At 55.5% G+C, this 22,367-nt stretch carries 18 protein-coding genes; 8 read left to right on the forward strand and 10 right to left on the reverse strand.

The window, feature by feature from the left end:
* Positions 1-4 precede the first annotated feature (4 nt).
* Both PL263_RS04875 and PL263_RS04880 read right to left on the reverse strand, forming a co-directional pair.
* Positions 5-1,987: a TonB-dependent receptor gene (locus PL263_RS04875; RefSeq protein WP_278211944.1), complete on the reverse strand. Its 1,983-nt coding sequence runs from the start codon at positions 1,985-1,987 to the stop codon at positions 5-7.
* Between the two features lie 310 nt (positions 1,988-2,297).
* Entirely contained in the window at positions 2,298-2,432 is a 135-nt protein-coding gene (locus PL263_RS04880; protein ID WP_278211945.1) for a hypothetical protein, read from the reverse strand.
* 101 nt (positions 2,433-2,533) lie between these two features.
* On the opposite strand from PL263_RS04880, the gene PL263_RS04885 reads away from it, so the two are divergent.
* The gene (locus PL263_RS04885) at positions 2,534-3,547 is read left to right on the forward strand and encodes an IS110 family transposase (protein WP_278209869.1); all 1,014 of its coding nucleotides are present in this window, start codon (positions 2,534-2,536) and stop codon (positions 3,545-3,547) included.
* Positions 3,548-3,881: 334 nt separating this feature from the next.
* On the opposite strand, the gene PL263_RS04890 is transcribed toward PL263_RS04885, so the two are convergent.
* The 3 genes from PL263_RS04890 to PL263_RS04900 form a co-directional block, all read right to left on the reverse strand.
* Positions 3,882-4,859: an FAD-dependent oxidoreductase gene (locus PL263_RS04890; protein ID WP_278211946.1), complete on the reverse strand. Its 978-nt coding sequence runs from the start codon at positions 4,857-4,859 to the stop codon at positions 3,882-3,884.
* 530 nt (positions 4,860-5,389) lie between these two features.
* Complete coding sequence (locus PL263_RS04895) at positions 5,390-6,133, reverse strand: hypothetical protein (protein ID WP_278211947.1); 744 nt, start codon at positions 6,131-6,133, stop codon at positions 5,390-5,392.
* A gap of 79 nt (positions 6,134-6,212) precedes the next feature.
* The gene (locus tag PL263_RS04900; protein WP_278211948.1) at positions 6,213-6,752 is read right to left on the reverse strand and encodes a pentapeptide repeat-containing protein; all 540 of its coding nucleotides are present in this window, start codon (positions 6,750-6,752) and stop codon (positions 6,213-6,215) included.
* A 775-nt stretch (positions 6,753-7,527) separates the two neighbouring features.
* On the opposite strand from PL263_RS04900, the gene hrpA reads away from it, so the two are divergent.
* From hrpA to PL263_RS04915, 3 genes are all read left to right on the forward strand, one after another.
* On the forward strand, positions 7,528-11,421 hold the full coding sequence (gene hrpA, locus PL263_RS04905; protein ID WP_278211949.1) for an ATP-dependent RNA helicase HrpA: 3,894 nt from the start codon (positions 7,528-7,530) through the stop codon (positions 11,419-11,421).
* 38 nt (positions 11,422-11,459) lie between these two features.
* Entirely contained in the window at positions 11,460-12,164 is a 705-nt protein-coding gene (locus PL263_RS04910) for a rhomboid family intramembrane serine protease (protein ID WP_278211950.1), read from the forward strand.
* A gap of 145 nt (positions 12,165-12,309) precedes the next feature.
* Positions 12,310-12,633: a hypothetical protein gene (locus PL263_RS04915; protein ID WP_140911289.1), complete on the forward strand. Its 324-nt coding sequence runs from the start codon at positions 12,310-12,312 to the stop codon at positions 12,631-12,633.
* 54 nt (positions 12,634-12,687) lie between these two features.
* Here PL263_RS04915 and PL263_RS04920 read toward each other — a convergent pair whose 3' ends face one another.
* From PL263_RS04920 to PL263_RS04940, 5 genes are all read right to left on the reverse strand, one after another.
* Positions 12,688-14,262: a peptide chain release factor 3 gene (locus PL263_RS04920; protein WP_278211951.1), complete on the reverse strand. Its 1,575-nt coding sequence runs from the start codon at positions 14,260-14,262 to the stop codon at positions 12,688-12,690.
* Between the two features lie 156 nt (positions 14,263-14,418).
* Positions 14,419-14,796: a VanZ family protein gene (locus PL263_RS04925; protein ID WP_278211952.1), complete on the reverse strand. Its 378-nt coding sequence runs from the start codon at positions 14,794-14,796 to the stop codon at positions 14,419-14,421.
* Positions 14,797-14,805: 9 nt separating this feature from the next.
* Complete coding sequence (locus PL263_RS04930; RefSeq protein ID WP_278211954.1) at positions 14,806-15,546, reverse strand: hypothetical protein; 741 nt, start codon at positions 15,544-15,546, stop codon at positions 14,806-14,808.
* Positions 15,547-15,656: 110 nt separating this feature from the next.
* Positions 15,657-17,858, reverse strand: a complete 2,202-nt coding sequence (locus PL263_RS04935) for a YgiQ family radical SAM protein (protein WP_278211955.1) — start codon at positions 17,856-17,858, stop codon at positions 15,657-15,659.
* A complete protein-coding gene (locus tag PL263_RS04940; protein ID WP_278211956.1) occupies positions 17,855-18,658 on the reverse strand; it encodes a spermine synthase in 804 nt (267 codons plus the stop codon). Before PL263_RS04940 ends, PL263_RS04935 begins: the two co-directional genes overlap by 4 nt.
* A 193-nt stretch (positions 18,659-18,851) precedes the next feature.
* Between PL263_RS04940 and PL263_RS04945 the strand changes: the two genes are divergently transcribed.
* The 4 genes from PL263_RS04945 to PL263_RS04960 all read left to right on the forward strand — a co-directional run bounded on the left by PL263_RS04945 (position 18,852) and on the right by PL263_RS04960 (position 22,341).
* Positions 18,852-19,271, forward strand: a complete 420-nt coding sequence (locus PL263_RS04945) for a hypothetical protein (RefSeq protein ID WP_278211957.1) — start codon at positions 18,852-18,854, stop codon at positions 19,269-19,271.
* Positions 19,272-19,391: 120 nt separating this feature from the next.
* Positions 19,392-19,775, forward strand: a complete 384-nt coding sequence (locus PL263_RS04950) for a hypothetical protein (RefSeq protein ID WP_278211958.1) — start codon at positions 19,392-19,394, stop codon at positions 19,773-19,775.
* Between the two features lie 83 nt (positions 19,776-19,858).
* On the forward strand, positions 19,859-20,506 hold the full coding sequence (locus PL263_RS04955) for a DUF2760 domain-containing protein (protein ID WP_278211959.1): 648 nt from the start codon (positions 19,859-19,861) through the stop codon (positions 20,504-20,506).
* Positions 20,503-22,341, forward strand: a complete 1,839-nt coding sequence (locus PL263_RS04960; protein WP_278211960.1) for an Hsp70 family protein — start codon at positions 20,503-20,505, stop codon at positions 22,339-22,341. The genes PL263_RS04955 and PL263_RS04960 overlap by 4 nt, the downstream gene beginning before the upstream one ends.
* The last annotated feature ends 26 nt before the right edge of the window (positions 22,342-22,367 follow it).

Consider the following 22,367-nt stretch of genomic DNA (forward strand, 5'->3'; position numbering starts at 1 on the left):
GAGCTCAGAAAGTCAATTGGAATTTCAAACGAAGCTCCCTGCCGTTCATGCGGATGATGTCCACTTGGTTGCTGACGCCCGGCATCTGCGGGTGAATATCGAACAGATTATAGATGCCGAAAGAGGTGTCCAGGCCGCGGATGATTTTATCCGAACTCAGGTTGACGTTCACCAGATTGTAAGTGTCGGCAAAGCTGCCGGCATAATCCAGTTTGCGCCGGTCGATAAAGATGTTTTCGATCCCCAGCGTTAGATTGTCGTTAAAAAAGGATTCAGCGTAATGCAATTTAAAAAGGTTTTGCGGCGAATAGGTGGCCCAAGTGCCGTGCAGGTTCTCGTTAGTCAGTAGATTGTAGGTATAAGAGGCTTTTAACAACCGGCCATTGTTCCAACGTTTTTCCGCTTCCAACTCGATGCCGTAAGCGTGGTAGCGGCCGTAATTTTGCACCGAATAGTCGCCGTTGATGTCGTCTGTGACTGGTCGGCCCTGCAGCAATTGCGAGATATCGTTGTAAAACAGCGAGCTTAGCAGCCGCAACCCGCTTTTGCCGCGCCATTCGGCGATGGCTTCGTAGCTTTTGATCTGCTCCTCGCGCATGTCGGGGTTGGCAACGAACCCAAACGCATTGTAGTCGCGCTCCCAGGAGTTGGGAGCCCGAAAGGTCGAACTGTAAAGCAGTTTAAACTGGGTGTTGTCCAAAGGGCTCCAAATCAAGCCGAGCCGCGGGTTGGCCTGCATGCTGTTAAGCATATGGTGGTAGTCGAGGCGGGCGCCGGCGCTGAATACCAGATCGTCCAGGACCTGGATATCGTCCTGCAGATACGCCTCCAGCCGATGGCCGCTACGCCGGCTTTGGACGTAGGAGAAGTAGGGATCAATGTCGTAATTGATCAGCGACTGACGCTGATCGTATTGGTATTCCAAACCCATGATGACGCGGTGGCTGTCGATCGGCGAAAAAGTCAATTGCGCTTCGCCGCCCCACCAGCGTCCGCTCGCGAAATCATGGTTGATCACCCTTGCGCCGTCAACCAGATAGGCCTGATCTGCATGGTAGCCGTAGCCTTGGTAAAAGCCTTTAACGCGTAGCTTACTGGTGTCGCTGAAGTTTTTTTCGTATTTGAGATTAGTGAAAAATTGTTTGTCCTCGGTAAAGTATTGCTGGTCGTTGAAAACCGCGTCGAACGATGCGGTCGGCACCCGTTTAAAACGACTGACATAACCGCCGCTCAGCGTGAATTCTTCGAAGGCGAATTTACCGAACATGCGGTCGGCGCGTTCGTCGTCCATATTGTGGGCGACACCATAGTTGGTCTCGGGGGCATCAAATCCCGGAAAATACAAATTTTCCACGCCGGCGCTATCGAAATGCGACGCCGAAAACAGCAGGTCGGCACCGTTGTCCAGCGTCTTGCCGTAACTGACTCGGCCCTTGTAGGTGTCGAAAGTGCCGATTTCCCCGGCCACTTGAGCTCCGTTAATGGCTTGGCCTTTTTTGGTGACGATGTTGATCATGCCCAAAAATGCGTTCGCGCCGTAGATCGACGAACCCGAACCCGGTACGTACTCGATGTGGTCGACCATGTCCATATCTAGCAAAAATTCCTGCGCGATATAACCGCCATCGTAAATGTTTTCGTTCATGCGCTGGCCGTCGATCATCAGCAAAATCCGCGAATTGTAGTCGCCGCTACGCATGAAACCGCGCGCACCAAGAAAACTGTAGTTGCGGTCATTGCTGGTAAACAGCCCGCGCAGGCTGTTTAGCGCTTCCGCGAGGGTGCGCCAGCCGAACGTGCGGATGTCTTTTGCGGTCAAGATCGAAATTGACGTGGGAGCCTGACTGGTTTTTTCGCCAAGACGCGACGCACTGATGATGTCAAGTTTCAATAATTCTTCGATCGACAGATTGGTGAAATCTTCACGGGTCGCTTCATTGGCGAAGGCCGTCGAGGCGAAGAATGACGCCGCAATCAGTTTACGCATTGAGTGTAAAGATCGATTCTGGGAATTTCATTGATTCGATTACCTGCCAGCGCCGGACATTAAAAATGGATAACAGTAGACGAAATTCAATTGTTTGACGGTTAACAAATACTTAGTCGGATTAGCTTGCCATATTTCGAGTTTTTGGCGAACGGTTTCCCGCCAAACCGTGGAACCTTCCGCAGATTTTCATATTCGGTTCTGAATAGTAGTAAAAAAATTGAGTTTGGCTTGGTTGCCTGCGTTGTAAACTGAAGTCCTATCGCTTGGTCCGGAATTCGGTTTGGGTGGACTGAGGCCGCCGGTCTATTTAGGTACCGGGATTGTTGAGCGCCGCATATACCCGCTCTGCGGCAACCAAAGCACCTTCGAGATAACCGCCTTGGTCGACGGCGGTTTCGCTGCCGGAAAAGTATAACTTATCGTTCCACAGGTCTAGCTGCAACCAGCGGTTGCCGTAAATGGGATGATGGCATGGACTCCTCCCCACCCCACGCGGTGTCATACTGCGCCAGAGAATTTAAACGGAGCGACGAGGAGTCCGAAATGAATAGTAACGTGGTGGGTCTGGATACGGCAAAAAGCATTTTTCATCTGTACAGCCAGGCGGCGAACGACAGGCCGGTGAAAAAGAAACTGAGACGGGCAGAGATGCTGAGCTATTTCGCCAACTTGCCGGTTAGTCTGATTGGCCTAGAAGCTTGTGGCGGCGCTCACTACTGGGCGCGGGAGCTGACCAAACTCGGTCATGAAGTCGTGCTGCTGAATGCCAAGTTTGTGAAGGCTTTTGTAGTCGGCAACAAGAACGACTTTAACGATGCCGAAGCCATTTTCACGGCGGTCACCCGGCCCAACAAACGTAAGGTAGCGGTGAAAGACGATGCTCAACAAGATATGCAGATGCTTCACCGCTTGCGCCAAGAACGGGTAGCCGAGCGCACGGCGCTGGCCAACCAGATGCGCGGTTTTCTGGCCGAGCGCGGCATCGTGCTGGCAACAGGCCTTAACAGCGTGCGCAAAGCCTTACCGCTGATTCTGGAAGACGCCGACAATGCACTGACGTCCACGGGCCGCGAATTGTTTGCCGAACAGTATCAGCGTCTGGTAGCCATCGACGCTGACATTAAGGCCCACGAGCAACGTATCAGCCGCTTATGCGAGCAAAATGCGCTGAGTAAACGATTTCGGGACGTGCCGGGTGTTGGGCCGATCACCGCCACCATCCTGGCTTCGGACATTGGCGACGGCAAGGGCTATACCCGAGCACGTGATTACGCCGCCAGTCTGGGCGTGGTGCCCAGACAACACAGTAGTGGCGACAAACAGGTATTACTGGGGATTAGCAAACGCGGCAACCGCTACTTGCGCACCTTGTTGATCCACGGTGCGCGATCAGTGCTAAAAGTGTGCAGCGGCAAGACCGATCCGCTGAGTCGCTGGCTGCAAGGTCTGATCGAACGACGAGGCTTCAACAAAGCCGCCGTGGCGCTGGCCAACAAGAATGCCCGGATACTCTGGGCGATGGCGACGCAGGGCAAAGCATACCGAGCGGGGGCATAACCACCGTTCGATGCCGGGTTATCCACCCTTTGCCCAACGCCTCCACGCGAGGGAAGGGCTCCGGCGTCGGGCAAAGCGTGGATAACCCTCAATCCGGTGTAGGGCAAGACAAACAGAGTTCAACAGATTGCGGAGGCAAGTAACTCAAAAGTGATGACATTCAACAGGTCAGACCGGTGCTTTTAAATCCCGTTCCGCGCATAGGTTCTTAAGAAACCGTTAGGATGATAGTGGAAAAAGCGCGCGGATAGATTCATCAGGGTCCGAAGGCCTATCAAGTACCTTCATCAAGAGACCGAATATATGGCTGCAATCTTGATCTCTGTTGGAAACATCAATTTTGATAACACTTGGCTTGCAATTGGGGAGGAGTCCATATATGGGTAATCGGCGGTAGGCTGTCGGCGTCCGTTGCCGTGAAACGCTCCCCGCTCCAGTCCTGAATTTGCAGATCGGCCGGCGTCGCCGCCGATTGGCCGAATACAGTCACCAAATGGCTGGCGACCAACTCCGGCAACTGCTGGCGGTATTGTTCGCGTAGCTGCGCCGGGATGCCGAAAAAGCCGAACAAAGCGGCAGAGCCGGACTGCGGATCGCCAGCGTCGTAAATCTCCGAAAGTATCGCGCCGGGATACGCCGCCAGCGCATTACCCGACCAGCCTTGACTCTGCCAGAAGGCTTTCGGGTAGGCGATGGCCGCTTTAGCGTGTCCAGCCATCCAGGTCTGCGTCGCGTGGCAGATGTCCGCCAGTTTGGCGGGTAAGGCCGGTTCAAAACGTATCCGGGCGGCTATCAGGCGCGGCGGCATCGCCAAAACGGCTTGTTTGGCCTTGATGAGGCGCAGCGAACCGTTGACCGAGAACGCCAGTTCCACATATGTGCCGCAGTCCGCAACCCGGTCCAGACACCAGCCCAAATGCAAAGGTGTATTGTCCAGATTGCTCGCCAGCGCATCGGTTATACAGCCACAGCCACCCTGGATTCGATATGCGCCGGCGTGGGTTTGCTTGTCGACATACTCGACTGGCTCGGCAACACTAGTCGCTTTATACAGGCTCAAACCGGTATCAGCTTGGTGGAACAGCGCCAAATTCAGCCGGCGGCACAACTTGACGATCCGCGGTTGCTGCTCAGGCCAGACCCAAGTCGGCCCTAAATCCGCCGCCGAGCCGTTCGCTAACCGAACCGTCAGGATACGTCCGCCATAGCGGTCGCGCGCATCGAACAGCGCAATATTGCGCTGGCCGTCAGCCAAACGTTCGGCCAGATATAGACCGGACAAACCGGCCCCGATTATGGCGATATCCAACATAACATCCTTCTCATTCGGTCTCGCAAAGTCTGGGGGGCGTTATTTGTGGCTTAAGTTCTATCGGACCGATCTGGTCTTCACGCCGCTCAGACACCGGATCGAGAGTTACATTTAGCTGTCAGGGTGATCAATCAGACAGCTTGGCGCTCAGTATCGGAACATTCAAAATCAAGGCCAATTCCAAAAAATACGATATTTCGGCAGGTTGCCGGTATTGCGAACGGCAACTTCCAGCCGAAATTGTTACCGCATGCTGTGTCGATCAACACAAACGGACAGGCGATTGTCTGGTTTCTTCCTGCTCTCTGGCATCGACTCGCAACCAAGCGGAGTGCATCTGGAATGGTTGATGGGCTATCCCATTTGACTGAGTAGGTTGAGCAGGGCTATTGCAGGAGTCAACTTCTAGAACAAGTTGGCAGGAGCCGAGAGTACGCTGTCGCCTAAAGACGGATTGTTGCTCGTGGTACGAGGTGCGATCCTTGATCTCGTGCGCTACTGGCCGGCTTGCCGGCAGCACAGGGCCTAACCTAGCTGATTAGCTGGGCCAGCTCGGCCAGTAAGACTCCATATTGAGTGCCGATAGCCGGCAGGTCTTTGAAAATGGCCGTCAGATCTTTCAACGTGCCTATGGTTTTGCTGATTTCGGTTTTAGGCGGATTTGCTTGACCGGCCTGGGCGGCGAGTTGGTCGATTTGGGTTTCCAAGGCTTGGCGGTCGGCTTTTTTCAACGGTGCATCGTCGATTAACGCGCCTAGCCGTTGCAGCAGGGTTTTCAATTCGCCTTCGGCCAGTTGTTCGATATGCAGGCTTTGTTGGTTGTAGTCTCCAACGGCGACGTTGCCTTGATTGACGTCGCCAATTTCGGTGTAGTGGCGGTGATCTTGTTTCATGTAAGACGTTTCGATAGTTATCGGTTTGTTTATCGCATCGTGGACAAACTGGGCCAGTAAATCGGCCTTGGCTTTTTCGGTAGCCGCTATTTTTTGGTCCGCCGTTCTGAGCTCATCGGCATGGTTCAATTTCAATGCCATCAGTTGCAATTGGTGTTCCTGCCGAAGCGCCAAAATCTCCACCTGTTTTTGCTGTTCCACCTCGGCATAAATCGCCGCTTTGTCGACCGCTTCGTGATCCTCGCGTTGCACCCGCAATACCACCGAATCGGCTTTGCGTTCCATTTGCTGGATGAAGATGCCGCCGCCTTGGGCTTTAATCGCTTCTATCGCTCGTAGCAGGGCTTGCAGCTCTTCGGGGCTATGGGCGATGAAATCCACGGTGTTGGCGATTTCCTGGTATAGCTTGGCGAAGTCGCCGGGGCCGAATTCGCCTTGCGGCGGGTTGTTTTCGGATTTGTCACGTTTTAGATAAACAAAACGGGCTTGAGCGCCGTCGAAGCGGGTGGTTTTGTCGACGTTCCAGTTTTTCCAGAATCGCGCCGGTAAATTCGGCTTCGCTGAAATCGGTGGTCAAAGCCATCGCTTCGCTCAAATCGGCGTCGCGTAAAAGGCAGGCGCGCAAATCGGCCTGGCTGAGGTCGGTGTGATGAAAATTGACTCCGGTCAAGTCCAGGCCAGCCAAAACCGCACCGCGCAGATTGGCGTGGGCAAAATTGCAATCGCCGATGTCGCCTTGGCCCAATAACAGTCGTGCCGCTTTCGATTCCAGAAGCGTCCGGCGAAAATCGGCCAAATGTAGATTTTTAGCCTGCTGCCAGCGACAGCCGATCAGAGCAGTGTCGTTAAAACGCGCTTGGCGCAAATTAGCCTGACGGAAATCGGCGTTATTCAAGTTTGCACCCCGAAAATCGCTGCCGCCCCAACTTTGCCAAGCTAGGATCAACCGGCGTAACGGCAGCAGCAGGGCTTCTTCGTGTTTAAAACCGCGCCAATTCAAATACCAGCCTAGTCCTATCCACGCGAAGGCAACCGCTACTGATACCACTACATCTACATCTATCGTTCCCCGTCCCGCTACCACAACCACAAACGCTCCTGTTGCCGCTGCCACAGGCGCTGCTGCTCCCGCCACCACTCCCATTGCCACTCCCGCTACCGCTGGCGCTGGCGCTATCAATCCCGCTCCCACTGCCGCTCCCGTTCCCGCTATTGTTCCCGTCCCCAACATGATCACAAGTTGACTGATCCACAACGGCTTCCATTGTTGCCGGTTTAGAGACAGTAGCACGCCGCTGATAGTGACCAAGCTGAGAATGGCCAATATCACGACTAAATTGATTTCGGAGTTTTCCCGATGGGATGCCTTGAGAACTTCTTTGGCAAGTGTTAGCAAAATTCCCGTAGAAAACACGGATAAAAGGCAGGAAGAGGCGCCAGCGAATATACCGGGTACGAATTTACTGATGCTGTTCGTCCAAGTAACTCCGGTTTTAACGCTGACGAAAGTGGCCTCAGTCAAATCTGCTCCGCGAAAATCCGAGCCTTGCAGCTTGGCGCCGCTGAAATCGGCGCCCGCCAGATTTTTGCCGCGAAACGAGCGGCCTTTCAGGTTTTGATTGCGATAGTCGAGCGTACGGTTCTTGTCCGAATGGTTTGCTAACGGCTGAGTTTACAGGTCAAGCTACCTCCAGCCAACTCAAGGCAATGCAATTGTGGTCTGTAGATCCAGCCAGCGCTTTATAATGGCGGTTTTTTGGTATCGATTCTAGAGCATGTCCGTTCAGCCCGACCTAAGACGCCTGTCCCACCAACTAAACCAAACCATGAGCGCTGACCGCCACGCTCTGAAACGCCAGCTTGACCGGCTGCGCGGCGAATCGGGGAAGGGTAAGGATGTCTGGGGGCAAGTCCAGCAACTGGCGGAGAAAATCGAGCGTTCGGTCAGTCGCTGCAACCAGCGCCGCGCCTCGGTACCGGCGATTGTGTACCCCGATTTACCGGTCAGCGGCAAGAAGGACGAGATCGCCGAGCTGATCAGGAACAATCAGGTCACCATTGTCTGCGGCGAGACCGGCTCCGGTAAGACCACGCAGTTGCCGAAGATTTGTCTGGAGATCGGTCGCGGCATAACCGGCATGATAGGCCACACCCAGCCGAGAAGGATCGCGGCGCGCACCGTGGCCGACCGCATCGCCGAGGAACTGGGCCAGGCCATCGGCAACACGGTTGGCTACAAGGTGCGCTTTCACGACCAGACCGCGCCGAATTCGCTGATCAAGTTGATGACCGACGGTATTTTGCTGGCCGAGACCCAGAACGACCGCTATCTGAACCAGTACGACACGCTGATCATCGACGAGGCGCACGAGCGCAGTCTGAATATCGACTTTTTGCTGGGTTATCTGCGCTGGCTGTTGCCGAAGCGGTCGGATTTGAAGGTGGTGATTACTTCCGCGACCATCGACCCGGAGCGCTTTGCCAAGCATTTCAACGGCGCGCCTATCGTCAACGTCTCCGGCCGCACTTATCCGGTGGACATTCGCTACCGACCGATTGAGTTGATCGAGGAAGACGACGAAACCGACGCCGACTTGCAACAAGCGATTCTGGATGCGGTGGACGAGCTGTACCGGGATTTGCGCGGCGACATTCTGATCTTTCTCAGCGGCGAGCACGAGATTCGTGAAACCACAGAATCCTTGCGCAAGTCGCATAACAATGGCCGCTACGAGGTGTTGCCGCTGTATTCCAAACTCAGCGTGGCCGAGCAGGAGCGGGTGTTCAAACCGTCCGGCAACAAGCCGCGCATCGTGCTGGCCACCAACGTTGCCGAGACTTCATTGACCGTGCCGGGCATTCGTTGCGTGATCGATTCCGGCCATGCTCGCATCAGCCGCTACAGCGCTAAAAGCAAGATTCAGCGTTTGCCGATCGAGCGCATCTCGCAAGCCAGTGCCAACCAACGGGCAGGGCGTTGCGGCCGGGTCGCGGAAGGTATCTGCATCCGGCTGTATTCGAAGGAGGATTATCTGGCGCGGCCGGAATTTACCGATCCGGAGATTTTAAGAACCAATCTGTCGTCAGTGATCTTGCAGATGGCGGCCTTGAAGCTGGGCGACATCGAGGAATTCCCGTTCGTCGAGCCGCCCGACGAGAAGATGGTCCGCGACGGCAAGACCTCGTTGTTCGAAGTCGATGCGCTGGACAAGCAGGGTAATCTTACGGAAACGGGCCGGCAATTGGCGAAGATTCCCACCGACCCGAAACTGGCGCGGATGCTGCTGGCCGCGGCGCAATTGGGTTCGTTGCACGAAGTGGCGATCATCGTTTCGGCGCTCAGCATCCAGGACCCGCGCGACAAGCCGGCCGATAAATTGCCCCAGGCCGAAGCCAAGCACGCCCAATTCAAGGCCGAGGATTCCGACTTTTTGACGCTGTTGAACCTGTGGAATGCTTTCGAGGAACAGAAAAAGCATTTGACCAACAGCAAGCTGCGCAAATACTGTCAGGACAATTTTCTGTCCTACATTCGGATGCGCGAGTGGCATGACATTCACACCCAGATCATGCAGGTGGCGCGCGGCGATTTGGGCCTGAAGACCGCCGGCAACCCGGCCAACTACGAGCAAATCCACATGGCCTTGCTGCCGGGTTTGCTGTCGAATATCGGCTTCAGGCATGAGCAATATGAATACCTGGGCGCGCGCGGCCTGAAGTTTTTCATCTTCCCCGGTTCCGGCCAACACAAGGCGCGGCCGAAGTGGATCATGGCCGCCGAGCAGGTCGAGACCAGCAAGGTCTACGCCCGCACCGTCGCCAAGATCGAGCCGGAATGGATTGAGGCTTGCGCCCAGCACTTGGTCAAGCGCAATTATTACGACCCGCATTGGGAGAAAAACGCCGGCCGTTGCGGTGTGTTCGAGCGAACCTTGTTGTACGGCTTGACCCTGACGGCCAAGCGCAAGGTGCCTTACGAGAACGTTGATGCCAAGGCGGCGCGGGAGATGTTCATCCGCCATGCGCTGGTGAATCAGGACTACCATTCCAACGCGCCGTTTTTTAAAGCTAACGAAAAACTGCTGGAGGAGGTGGGTTATATCCAGCACAAGGGCCGCCGCGTCGATTTGATCGAGGATGAGGAATGGCTGTACCAGTTTTACGACAAGAAACTGCCAACCGAGATCGTCAGCGGCATCACCTTGGACCAGTGGCGCAAGCAGGTCGAGCGCGACAATCCCAAGATTCTGTTCCTGACCAAAGAAGACCTGACCCGCACCGACGACAACCAAATCAACGACTGGGATTTTCCGGACAGCAAGAAAGTTGGCGATTTGACCATCGAGTTGCATTACCGCTTCGAGCCAGGCCACGACGAGGACGGCGTTACCGCGATCGTGCCGGTACACCAGCTCAACCAGATTCGGCAAACCCCGTTCGATTGGCTGGTGCCGGGTATGCTGGAGGAAAAGGTCGTGGCATTGATCAAGGGCCTGCCCAAGCATCTGCGCAAACATTTCGTGCCGGTGCCGAACACCGCCAAGGCTTGTCTGGAAATCGAGCCGGATTTCAAAGGTTCGCTGTACGAATGGCTGAGTAACCGCTTGCGCAAGTTAACCGGCGAGGCGATTCCGCTCAACGAGTGGCAGCCGGACGCCTTGCCCGAGCATTTGAAAATGAACTTTCGGGTGGTGGACGATGCCGGCCGCGCCATTGGTTACGGCCGCAATCTGGCCAAATTGCAGGCTCAGTTCGCCACCAAGGCCGGTGACAGTTTCGACAAGCTGGCGCAGGAAGAAATGAACCACACTGGCTGTATCGCCTGGGTGTTTGACGATTTGCCGGAGACCTGGCAGTTCATGCAAAAGGGCCAGAGCTTCATCGGTTTTCCGGCGATTTTGGATGAAGGTCAGACGGTTGGCGTGAAGATTCTGGAAACCCAGCACAAGGCCGAGCTGGCCCACTTTGACGGCTTGGTCAAGCTGTATCAATTGGTCTGCAAAAAAGACGCGCAATACATTTTAAAAAATCACGGCGTATCGCCGGCCTTGCAACTGGCCTATAACCAACTTCCGGCGCATCCGCTGTTGAAAGACCGCGTCGGCGGCGATTTCAAGGAGGATGTGTTGTATGCAATCTTTGCCGCGGCGTTCGTCGAAGGCCAGACGATTCGCACGCAACAGCAATTCGAGTCTATTCTGGCGACGAAAAAGTCGACATTAATGTCGACCATGACGCAGGCCGGCAAGCAGATCGGCGAAATCCTGGCACACTATCAAACATTGAGCAGGCGCCTGCAGCAACCGGCTGTGGCGCCGGGCTTGCGCGAAGAGATCGAACAACAACTAAGCTTGCTGGTACACAAAGGCTTTTTGCGGTACACGCCGGCGGGGCAATTGCTGTCCGTCTCCCGCTATTTGAAAGCGGTGGAATGTCGTTTGGACAAGCAAAAACCGGACTCGGCCGAGGTACAGGGTTTGCAACGGTTGAACCAACGCTACTGGCAATACATAGCGAAGCAGAGCAAGACCGTCACGCCAACGCCGGAGCGGGAAACTTTTCGCTGGGCGCTGGAGGAACTGCGGGTGTCCATATTCGCCCAACAATTGAAAACGGCATTTCCGGTGTCGGTGCAGCGCCTGGAAAAGCAATGGAGCGACAGCTATTAACAGCGGCGCTGGATAAACCATAACCAAGAGGGCAAACGATGATACCGATTCGCGATTCGATACCTTGCCAGACTAAGCCTTACGTCACTTGGGGCGTGATGGCCTTGTGCGTCGCGGTGTATTTGATGATGCTGCTGATGCCCGACGAAGTCGGCCAGCACTTCGCTTACATGTACGGCATGGTGCCGATTCGTTATTCCAACCCGGATTGGGCTTATGCCTTCGGTCTGCCACCGGACCACTATTTGTCGTTTCTGACCAGCTTGTTTTTACACGGCGGCTTTTTGCACCTGTTGATGAACATGGTGTTTTTGTGGATCTTCGCCGACAACATCGAAGATTTGATGGGGCATAAACGCTTTGTGGTGTTTTACATCTTGTGCGGGCTGATCGCGACTTATACCCAATGGTATTTTTATCCGACCATGGCGGTGCCGGTGGTTGGCGCTTCCGGGGCGATTGCCGGGGTATTGGGCGCCTATTTTGTGCGCTTCCCTTACGCGACGGTGGTGATTCTGGTGCCGATCCTATTTTATCCGCTGTTTTTTCACGTGCCGGCGATTGCCTTTCTCGGGTTTTGGGTGATCGTGCAATTGGGCGACGCTTTCACCGCGGCGGTGTTCGACAACGTCGCAGTGGACTCGGCCTGGTGGTCGCATCTGGGCGGTTTTGCGGCCGGGGCGCTGTTGCATCCGCTATTCATCGACAATAAGCCGGCACAACAGGATTTGAGCGCCGAATAGCGCCGGTTGCGGGCAAAAAGTAGAGAAAACGCTAGGGGTTTTATTTTATAATGCCGACGTTAGCAAGCGGCGGAAAATACGATAGAAATCAAGGCCGTTGCTTATAAGTGCAAAAGAATCCCCATTCAATCGAGAAATATTGATCATGAAAAACCTAAATGTTGTGCTGGTCAGGCTGCTGCAATTCGTGGTGTTTGCCTTGTTTACATTCATCGTGCTGGTTTATTTCGGCACCATGATTCTATTGCCGCTGGATATCGTGGTATTGATTACCAAAGCCTTGAGCGTGCTGGGTATCGGTACTGTGTTCGGCGCAATCATAGCGGTACCTGCGGTTGCTTACCTGGGCAAAATCGTTTACAACACGCCGGGTTTGATTCAAATGATCGTCGAAAACGGTATTGAACTGGCCAACTTGGGCAAACAACGGGTAGAGGCTTTCAATAAAATCGCCGAAGCCGCGAAATAAGTTTTCACGGATAAGAAAAAGGGGCCTTTTGGCCCCTTTTTTGTGTCTGGCGGTTTACAGTTCGCGGGTGGCGCTGAAGTGGATGTCAGGCCAGCGTTCTTCCGTCAATTGCAGATTGACCCGGCTGGTGGCCAGATACACCAAATAACCGCCGCCGTCCTCGGCCAGATTTTCGAAGACCTTGTTCCTGAACTCTTCCAGTTTGGCCGGATTGGCCGAGCTGACCCAGCGTACGGTATTGATCGGCGAGGCGTCGTAAACGCATTCGACGTTGTATTCGTGCTTCAAGCGGTGGGCGGTGACATCGAACTGCAGAATACCCACCGCGCCCAGAATCAAGTCGTTGTTTTTCAGCGGTTTGAACAACTGGGTGGCGCCTTCCTCGGTTAACTGCACCAAGCCTTTTTGCAGCGCCTTGGCGCGCAGGGGGTCTTTCAATACCACGCGGCGGAACAATTCCGGGGCGAAGTAAGGGATGCCGCCGAATTTCAGGTTCTCGCCTTGGGTGAAGGTGTCGCCGACCTGGATCGTGCCGTGGTTGTGCAGGCCGATGATGTCGCCGGGATAGGCTTCCTCGACGTTCTTGCGGCTGTCGGCCTGGAACGTAATCGCATTGGCCACCTGGATGCTCTTGCCGATGCGGACGTGGTGCATCTTCATGCCCTTATCGAATTTGCCGGAACTGATGCGCATGAAAGCGACGCGATCGCGGTGAGCCGGGTCCATGTTGGCCTGAATCTTGAATACGAAGCCGGTGAATTTGTCTTCGCTCGGTTCCACCAAGCGTTGCTCGGCTTGGCGCGGACGCGGCGGCGGCGCGAATTCGGCGAAGGCGTCGAGCAACTCGACGATGCCGAAGTTGTTGATCGCCGAACCGAAAAACACCGGAGTTTGTTCACCCCGCAGATATTTTTCCAGATCGAATTCGTGGCTGGCGCCTTTTACCAAGTCGATTTCCTCGCGCAATTCGTCAGCCTGCAAACCGAGGAGCTGATCGAGTTGCGGGTTGTTCAAGCCCTTGATTAGGGTAGATTCCGCAATTTTGCCGCCGTGCTGCGGGTTGAACAGCAAAATCTCGTCCTTGTATAACTGGTAGACGCCTTTGAAGCGCTTGCCCATACCGATCGGCCAAGTCATCGGCGCACATTCGATTTTCAGCACGCTTTCCACTTCGTCGAGCAGCTCGATAGGCTCGCGGCCTTCGCGGTCCAGTTTGTTGATGAAGGTCAGGATCGGCGTGTCACGCAAGCGGCAGACTTCCATCAATTTGATGGTCCTGTCCTCAACGCCCTTGGCAACGTCGATCACCATCAATGCGGAGTCGACCGCGGTCAGCGTGCGGTAGGTGTCTTCCGAAAAATCTTCGTGGCCCGGTGTGTCAAGCAGGTTCACAATCGCGCCGTTGTGCTCGAACTGCATCACCGAGGTGGTGACCGAAATCCCGCGTTCCTTTTCCATTTCCATCCAGTCGGAGGTGGCGTGGCGCGCCGCCTTGCGGCCCTTGACCGAGCCGGCCAACTGAATCGCGCCGCCGAACAGCAGCAGTTTTTCGGTGATGGTGGTTTTACCGGCGTCGGGATGCGAGATGATGGCAAAGGTTCTGCGGCGCTTATATTCTGGGACTTCCATGGAGATTCTGATAGGTTTCGCGGTAAATGTTGCGTCCGAACTGAAATGACGCAATTAAAGATCAAACCGGCATTATAACGTAAGCGGCCGCGGCGCTGGACGCTTGCCAGGTAAAGCAAAGATGTGTTGGTCGGCTAGGTCCGCAGACTCGTGGAATCAGCCTGGCGAACGCCGCCGGGTGTGACGCTGAACGTACCAATAGCAGGACAGGCTGCCGCACAAGCCGCCCAAAGAATCGGCCAACCAATCCAGTGCGCTCGATTCACGGCCGACGACAAAGGATTGGTGCCATTCGTCGGATAGGCCGTATAAGCTGCAAAATATCGTGCCGATGACGAAGTGCCAGTGGCGCGGCACCGAGAAATGGGCGAAGTAGCGCCAAGCAAACACCGCCATCGCGAAATAGGCCAGGAAATGGTCGAGCTTGTCCTGGTTCTCGACCAGCGCGTGGTCGGGCAGTTTGGTTTGGTCGGAAAGCCAGAAAATCAATGCGCAATAAAGCAGCAGGGCGGATAGATCCAGAATTTTGGACATGATGGCGGCTCAGGTTTCCGGTGGCGGTTGCAGCGGTTTGCGGTAACTGTCGAACAAATAGCTGATTTCCTCCAGGCCGTCTTCTATCGACCAGGAAACCGTTTTGGACAGCAAATCCAGCAAAATCACGCCGTTGACAGCGGCGTCTTCGCTAATTCCGGCTTTCAGACGCTGCGTCAGGTGCTGGTTGACGACTTGTAGGTTTCGATAGATTTTCAGTAATTCGTCGAGCTCCAGCGAATAGGGCAAACCGTCCTGGCGGCGAAAATATTGTGCTAACAAAAAGGTGGCAGTCACTCGATAAATGGTTTCGTCCTGATCGGCCAAAGGCAGATGAAAGCGCGCCATCGGCTTCAGATATTCGGTGTGCGGGCAGGGGCTGGTGGCCATGATCAAACCCAGAATCGAACTGGCAATGTGTTGCGCCGTGGTTTTGCAGTGAATCGTGCGTCTGTCGGTGATGACTTCGACGCTCATCGGTTTATGCGACACCAAATGGCCGCACAACTCCAATAGCGGCGCCAGATTGACGGCTACCGGGCAATGCGGCGTTTGGGCGGCGTGCAGCGGGCAGTTTTGGCATTGGTGGTAGCTCAATTCGGTCCAATACGGGTAGGGTGCCTCAGCCGCCGGAACTAAGGTCATGGTCGGTTTGTGGATTTCGACGAGAAATTCCGCGCAAGTGTAATCTTCGGCGGTAAGCCTGTAGACAAAACGTAACAGGTCTTGCGGCGGGTATGCGTTGGACATGGGAGATGTAGCTTCAACCTAAATTCTGATGATTGTAGCGCTGCCCGTAAGCGTTTGCTTGGGCTTGTTTGGCATTCGTTTTTGCGATGTCACAAACCCGCATTGAAGCGCTAACGCCGCTTTTCAGAGCGCTTCGGCGCACCCTGGCCGCTTTGATTGCTGCGCGGAGTATGCTTTCGGCGCTGCTCGTGTTTGTTATTCGCGTTATCGAAGCCGGTGTGCTTGGTCTTAAAGGTCTGTGCTTTGGCCGGTTTGTTCACCGGTTCGGCGTCGGTTTTCGGTTGAAAACTCGGCACCAAATGCTGCTTGCCATTGCCGATCAAGTCCGCCCGGCCCATTTCCTTCAACGCTTCCCGTAATAGCGGCCAGTTTTTCGGGTCGTGGTAGCGTAGAAAGGCCTTGTGCAGCTTGCGCTGTTTCGTGCTGCGCGGAATCGGAATGTCCGGGACGTTACGGCCGATTTTGTGCAGGGTATCCTTGCCGGAATGGTACATGGCAGTGGCAATCGACATCGGCGACGGCAAGAATGCCTGCACCTGATCGGCGCGGAAGCCGTTGCGTTTCAACCATAGCGCCAGATTCAACATGTCCTTGTCTTCGGTGCCGGGGTGGGCGGCGATGAAGTACGGGATCAGGTACTGTTCCTTGCCGGCTTCTTTCGAGTACTTATCGAACATCTGCTTGAAGCGGTCGTAAGTGCCCATGCCGGGTTTCATCATCTTCGACAACGGGCCATGTTCGGTGTGTTCCGGGGCGATTTTCAGGTAGCCGCCGACGTGGTGGCTGACCAGTTCTTTCACATATTCCGGCGTCTCGACGGCAATGTCGTAACGCAGGCCGGAGGCGATGAAGATTTTTTTGATGCCGGGTAAGGCGCGGGCGCGGCGGTAGAGTTTGACCAGCGGGGTCTGATCGGTGTTCAGGTTTTGGCAGATGCCGGGATAAACGCAAGACGGCTTGCGGCAGGATGCCTCGATTTTCGGGTCCTTGCAGGCCAAGCGCCACATGTTGGCGGTGGGCCCGCCCAGGTCGGAAATATTGCCGGTGAAGTTGGGCGAGGTATCGCGGATGGCTTCGATCTCGCGGATAATCGAATCTTCCGAACGGTTTTGAATGATGCGGCCTTCGTGCTCGGTAATCGAACAAAAGCTGCAGCCGCCGAAACAGCCACGCATGATCAGCACCGAATGTTGGATCATTTCGAAGGCCGGAATATTGGCCTTGCCGTAGCCGGTATGCGGTAGCCGCGAATAGGGCAGGTCGAACACGCCGTCCATTTCCGGCGTGGTCAGCGGCAGCGGCGGCGGATTGATCCAAACCTCGCGGTTATCGTGGCGCTGGATCAGGGCGCGGGCGTTGCCGGGGTTGGTTTCGCCGTGCATCACCCGCGAAGCGTGGGCGTACAAAATCGGATCGTCCTTGACCGCGTCGTAATCCGGTAGCCGAATCACGGTTTGGGCGCGGTTTTTATTGGCGATGGGTTTGAATTGGATGACTTTTTCGTTATCCGCCAGCCCAGTGTCGGCCGATGTCGGCGCCGATTCGCAACTGGGCATTTCCTGATACGGATTCTGGTGCACGATGGCTGCGCCGGGCTGATCGAAATGGGTCGAATCCTTTTCGATCCAGCCTTGCGGCACTTGTTTGACGAAGTGGACGGTGCCGCGGATGCCTTTCAAATCGTGAATGCTCTCGCCCTTCGCTAGTCGATGCGCAATCTCGACGACTTGGCGCTCGGCGTTGCCGTACACCAGCAAATCCGCCTTCGAATCCAGCAAGATCGACTTGCGTACCTTGTCCGACCAGTAGTCGTAATGGGCGATGCGGCGCAGGCTGGCCTCAATGCCGCCGATGACGATCGGCACGTTTTTAAAGGCTTCCCGGCAGCGGTGCGAGTAGACGTTGACCGCACGGTCCGGGCGCTTGCCGGCTTCGCCGTTGGCGGTGTAAGCGTCGTTGGAGCGGATTTTCTTGTCCGAGGTATAGCGGTTGACCATCGAATCCATATTGCCGCCGGTAACGCCGAAGAACAGCTTGGGCTGGCCTAGTTTTCTAAAATCGTCGGCGCTTTGCCAATCGGGTTGGGAAATGATGCCGACTCGAAAACCCTGCGCCTCCAGCACCCGGCCGATCACCGCCATGCCAAAACTCGGATGGTCGACGTAGGCGTCGCCGGTTACCAGGATGATGTCGCAGGCGTCCCAACCCAGCGCGTCCATCTCCGCGCGGCTCATCGGCAATTCCGGCGCCGGACCGAAGCGGTGGGCCCAGTATTTTTTGTAGCCGAAGATGTAGGGGGCGTTGTGGATCATGGTTTCAGAACTCGATGCAGGAGGCTGGGATTGTTACGTTTAAAGTCTTGCATGAACACCGGAAATTCCAGTTGGTATTGCAGCTCCAGATCTTTGGCTTTGGCTATCAGCGCTTTGAACTGCAGTTTCGGAAAATTTTCGCCGAAAGCGAAGCCGATGATATTGCCACGGTTACGCACCGGCAGAAACAGCATGCGCCAATTGTAAATCCTGCCCAAATGCCAGGAAACTTGCTGAAACATCGCCTTATCGGTACCCCATAAATTGATCACCAATACCCCGTCAGGTTTCAGCAGACTGCGGCAATTGTCGAAAAAACTTTGGCTGCCGACTTCAGGTGCCATGCCGCTCTCGCTGTAAGCATCGATCATAATCACGTCGTGAATCTCCGATAGCTCCTGACTTTGATGGCGAACATGCTCTGCACCGCAACCGATTTTGACTTTCAGACGCGAATTGAACGGCAGGCCGAAGTGGCTGCGGGCCACTTTTAGCACACTGCTGCGGAATTCGACGACTTTCAGCCGGCATTCCGGGAACTGGTGCAGCATGAATTTGGCGATAGTGCCGCCACCGAGGCCTATCATCAGCACATCACGCGGGTCGTCGTTGAACAGCAGCAGCGCCATCATCGCCCGGGCGTAGAAGGAATGCAGCCGATTCGGATCGGCCATCAACATACTGCTTTGCCGGGCAGGCGAACCGAAATGCAGAGCGCGTTCGCCGTTGTTATCGACGACTTCGATCACACCCTCGTCGTCATGGCTTTGGTGGACGACTAGGCCTTCGTATTTGTACATGCAGTGCGGCAAACGGAAAAGACGGCGCTATTTTCCTTGAAAATCCGCTGCTTGTCTTCTGATTCCTGATAAAACCGGAGCTGGCGGCGGCAGTGCGGGTAGACGGATTGCCGTTTGTGCGCTCGACACTTGCGGTCTTGGGGTTATCGCCCTACAGTGGAGGCCCCAAAAACCACTATTCCGAGGCTTTGTTATGAACAGACTATTGCCGATCCTGGTATTGATGGCGCCGGCGCTTGCGGCAGCCAATGCCGCCGATAGCCGGAGTGTCTCCCAGCCCGCTGCGAACCCGAAAATACAGCAGATGTTGGAAAAGATTCAAGCGATGCAAAACTGCATGAAAGACGTCGACAAAGCCGAGCTGCAAGCTTTGGAATCGCAGGCCAAACAATTGAGTAGCGACGTTAAGCAGTTGTGCGCCGCGGGCAAGCGCGACGAAGCTCAACAACGGGCGATCGGGTTCGGTCAGGAAATCTCCGCTAACAAAGCCATGCAATTGACCAAAAAGTGTAGCGAAGGCTTGGCCGGGTTGACACCGGATCTGGTCGCGGCAGAATCCTACTCGGAAAGCGGCAAAGCTCGCCATATTTGCGATAACTCGATACATCCTTAGTCCGGCGAAGCAGACGGTGCCGGCGGCCGCAGGCAGGCGATTCGCCCATGTCGTTGTTCAACTCCGCCGGCATCGCGTAAAATCGCTTTTCGCCATCATGTCCGTATTGGAGAAGAAATCATGAAATACCGTTTGTTTGCTTTGCTGATGCTCGCCGCCGGCTTGGCCCATGCCGAAGAGGCCAAAGAAGACTGGAACGAAACCAGCTTAAGCAATGAATCCATCGAAAAAATTCAAAAAGCGCAATTCAATTATAAAAAGTGCGTAGTCGACACGATGCAAAAACCGGATTTTGCCAAGCTGGAAAGCCGCAACGCGACCGATGCCATCATCAAATTGTGCGAACCGACGCTAGCCGAAATGCGTCAGGTTTATGTCGACGCGCAGGTGCCGGGCGTCATCGCCGACCGCCACTTGAAAACCATGCGCATCAAAGTTACCCGCAATTTGTTGCAGGAACTGATGTACGCCGAGGCCGCAAAAAAATCCGGCATGCCTCAGTGATTTAGCCGAGCCGACCGGCAATCCGGTCGCCGGCTCGGCCGTTCTGCGCTTGCCGCTTTGTATTCCCCCAATATCCATTTTTCATGAACACTTACACCATAGACTTATCGTTACGTCCGACTACATTCGATTTGTGGCACGTTTGCTTAGCCGGAACCGCGGCTGTGTTGGCTTTCATTTTGATCGCGGTGCTGGTATCGGTATTGCTGGGCTTGCGCCGCTGTAAATCGCCCCGGCAACCGGACATGCCGATCGCGGCACCCGAACCCCAAATCAAAGTGGTGGAAAAGATCGTCGAAGTCGAAAAAATCGTTCAGGCGCCGGCCCCGGAACCGGTGGTGCTCAAAGAAGCCACGCCGGATGCGGCTTTACAGTTATTAAGTTTGTTGCAGAAGGAAGCCCGTTTCCTCGATTTCGTCAAAGAAGACGTCAGTGCGTTTGCCGATGCTGAAATAGGCGCCGCGGCGCGCGTCGTGCATCAAGGCTGCAGTAAAGTGATCAACGAGCACTTCAAGTTGGCGCCGGTCAGTCAGGATGCCGAAGGTAGCCGCGTGACCCTGAACAAAGGCTTCGACGCCGCCGCATTTCGTTTGACCGGCAATATCGTCGGCGAAGCCCCGTTCTCCGGCGTGTTGGTGCATAAAGGCTGGCAGGTCACCGAATTGCATTTGCCGAAACTGACCGAGGGCCACAATGCCAAAATCATTACTGCGGCCGAGGTTGAATTATGACGGCCCGCTATTCGGTCGGTATCGATTTGGGTACCACGCATTGTGTAATGTCTTATGTCGATTTGGCGGCGGGCGACGATAGTCCGGCACTGGAAGTGTTTTATACGCCGCAACTGGTTTCGCCGGGCGTGATTGAAGATAAAGCCCAACTGGCCTCGTTCGCCTACATCGCTCATCCGGCGGAAATTGCCGAGGGAGCCTCGGCTTTGCCGTGGACCGCCAAACCCGAGCATCTGGTCGGCGAAATCGCCCGTAGCCTGGGCGGCAAGACGCCGATTCGGCTGGTTTCCAGCGCCAAGAGTTGGCTGTGCCATGCCGGCGTCGACTGCAAGCAGGCGATTCTGCCGGTCGACGCGCCGGAAGACGTGGCCAAGATTTCACCGTTCGCCGCCAGCAAAGCCTATTTGCAGCATTTGCGCGACGCCTGGAATCATCGCTTCCCGGAACAGCCGTTGCAACAGCAGGACTTGACCATCACGGTGCCGGCGTCGTTCGATCCGGCCGCTCGGGAATTGACCGTGGAAGCCGCGCGCGAAGTAGGTCTTGGCCAAGCCGTGTTGCTCGAGGAACCGCAGGCGGCTTTGTACAGTTGGATCGAAAAAAGCGCCGGCGACTGGCGCAATCAGGTCAAAGTCGGCGACGTGATTTTGGTCGTCGATATCGGCGGCGGCACCACCGACTTGTCGTTGATTGCCGTAACCGAACAAGACGGCAATTTGCAATTGACCCGGGTGGCAGTCGGCGATCATATTCTGCTCGGCGGCGATAACATGGATTTGGCGCTGGCGTATACGGTTAAGGCCAAGCTGGAAACCGACGGCGGCAAAAAATTGGAGCCCTGGCAATTGCAGGCCTTGACCCATGCCTGCCGCGAAGCCAAAGAAAAACTGTTTAACCAACCCGATTTGGCTGCTATGCCGCTTGCGGTTGCCGGGCGCGGGTCGTCGCTGATCGGCGGCACTTTGCGCAGCGAACTGACTCGGGACGAATTGAACCGGATCCTGGTGGACGGCTTTTTGCCGCATGCTCAAGCCAGCGATAAACCGGTATCGCGGCCGCGCAGCGGTCTGCGTAGCGTCGGCCTGCCGTATGCGCAGGATGCCGGCATTACCCGGCATCTGGCGGCCTTTCTGTCCAGACAACGTCAGGCGACCGACGAGTTCAGTTCCATCGCGCTGCCCGAACACGCCAGCTTCCTGCACCCGACCGCGCTGTTGTTCAACGGCGGTGTATTGAAGGCCGGCGTGTTGGCCGAACGGCTGATGGCGGTATTGAACAATTGGTTGCAGACCGAACAGGCCGCTCCAGCCCGCTTGCTGCATGGGGCCGATCTGGATTTGGCGGTCGCCCGCGGTGCGGCATATTACGGTTTCGTGCGCCAAGGTAAAGGCGTGCGGATCAAAGGCGGTACTGCCGCCGCTTATTACGTCGGCATCGAGAGTGCGATGCCGGCGGTACCCGGTTTGCCGCCGGCGATAGAGGCGTTGTGTATCGCACCCTTCGGCATGGAAGAGGGCAGCGAACAGGAATTGCCGCACGACGAATTCGGCTTGGTCATCGGCGAGCCGGTACGCTTCCGTTTCTTCGGTTCCAAAACCCGGCGCGAAGACAAGGTTGGCGATCGTCTCGACGAATGGAGCGACGACGAATTGGAAGAGTTGGACGAAATCGAAATTACCTTGCCGGTGGAAGATGGCCGTCAAGCCGGTGAAATCGTGCCGGTACACTTATCGGCCGCGGTAACGGAAGTCGGGACGCTGGAATTGCGCGCCGTCTCGCGACGCGACCAGCAGCGCTGGAAAATCGAATTCGATGTTCGTGCCGGCGAAGTCTAATCGATAACTTTTCTGCCCTAAATAAA

This window comes from Methylomonas sp. EFPC3, from assembly GCF_029643245.1.
Classification (GTDB): domain Bacteria; phylum Pseudomonadota; class Gammaproteobacteria; order Methylococcales; family Methylomonadaceae; genus Methylomonas; species Methylomonas koyamae_B.

What these genes read in the sequence shown, in the direction of transcription:
- PL263_RS04945 (WP_278211957.1), top strand. Translation starts at nt 18,852, where the DNA reads ATGAACAGACTATTGCCGATCCTGGTATTGATGGCGCCGGCGCTTGCG.
- PL263_RS04950 (WP_278211958.1), top strand. Translation starts at nt 19,392, where the DNA reads ATGAAATACCGTTTGTTTGCTTTGCTGATGCTCGCCGCCGGCTTGGCC.
- PL263_RS04915 (WP_140911289.1), top strand. Translation starts at nt 12,310, where the DNA reads ATGAAAAACCTAAATGTTGTGCTGGTCAGGCTGCTGCAATTCGTGGTG.
- PL263_RS04935 (WP_278211955.1), bottom strand. Translation starts at nt 17,858, where the DNA reads ATGATCCACAACGCCCCCTACATCTTCGGCTACAAAAAATACTGGGCC.
- PL263_RS04940 (WP_278211956.1), bottom strand. Translation starts at nt 18,658, where the DNA reads ATGTACAAATACGAAGGCCTAGTCGTCCACCAAAGCCATGACGACGAG.
- PL263_RS04955 (WP_278211959.1), top strand. Translation starts at nt 19,859, where the DNA reads ATGAACACTTACACCATAGACTTATCGTTACGTCCGACTACATTCGAT.
- PL263_RS04960 (WP_278211960.1), top strand. Translation starts at nt 20,503, where the DNA reads ATGACGGCCCGCTATTCGGTCGGTATCGATTTGGGTACCACGCATTGT.
- PL263_RS04875 (WP_278211944.1), bottom strand. Translation starts at nt 1,987, where the DNA reads ATGCGTAAACTGATTGCGGCGTCATTCTTCGCCTCGACGGCCTTCGCC.
- PL263_RS04910 (WP_278211950.1), top strand. Translation starts at nt 11,460, where the DNA reads ATGATACCGATTCGCGATTCGATACCTTGCCAGACTAAGCCTTACGTC.
- PL263_RS04925 (WP_278211952.1), bottom strand. Translation starts at nt 14,796, where the DNA reads ATGTCCAAAATTCTGGATCTATCCGCCCTGCTGCTTTATTGCGCATTG.
- PL263_RS04885 (WP_278209869.1), top strand. Translation starts at nt 2,534, where the DNA reads ATGAATAGTAACGTGGTGGGTCTGGATACGGCAAAAAGCATTTTTCAT.
- PL263_RS04890 (WP_278211946.1), bottom strand. Translation starts at nt 4,859, where the DNA reads ATGTTGGATATCGCCATAATCGGGGCCGGTTTGTCCGGTCTATATCTG.
- PL263_RS04930 (WP_278211954.1), bottom strand. Translation starts at nt 15,546, where the DNA reads ATGTCCAACGCATACCCGCCGCAAGACCTGTTACGTTTTGTCTACAGG.
- hrpA (WP_278211949.1), top strand. Translation starts at nt 7,528, where the DNA reads ATGTCCGTTCAGCCCGACCTAAGACGCCTGTCCCACCAACTAAACCAA.
- PL263_RS04920 (WP_278211951.1), bottom strand. Translation starts at nt 14,262, where the DNA reads ATGGAAGTCCCAGAATATAAGCGCCGCAGAACCTTTGCCATCATCTCG.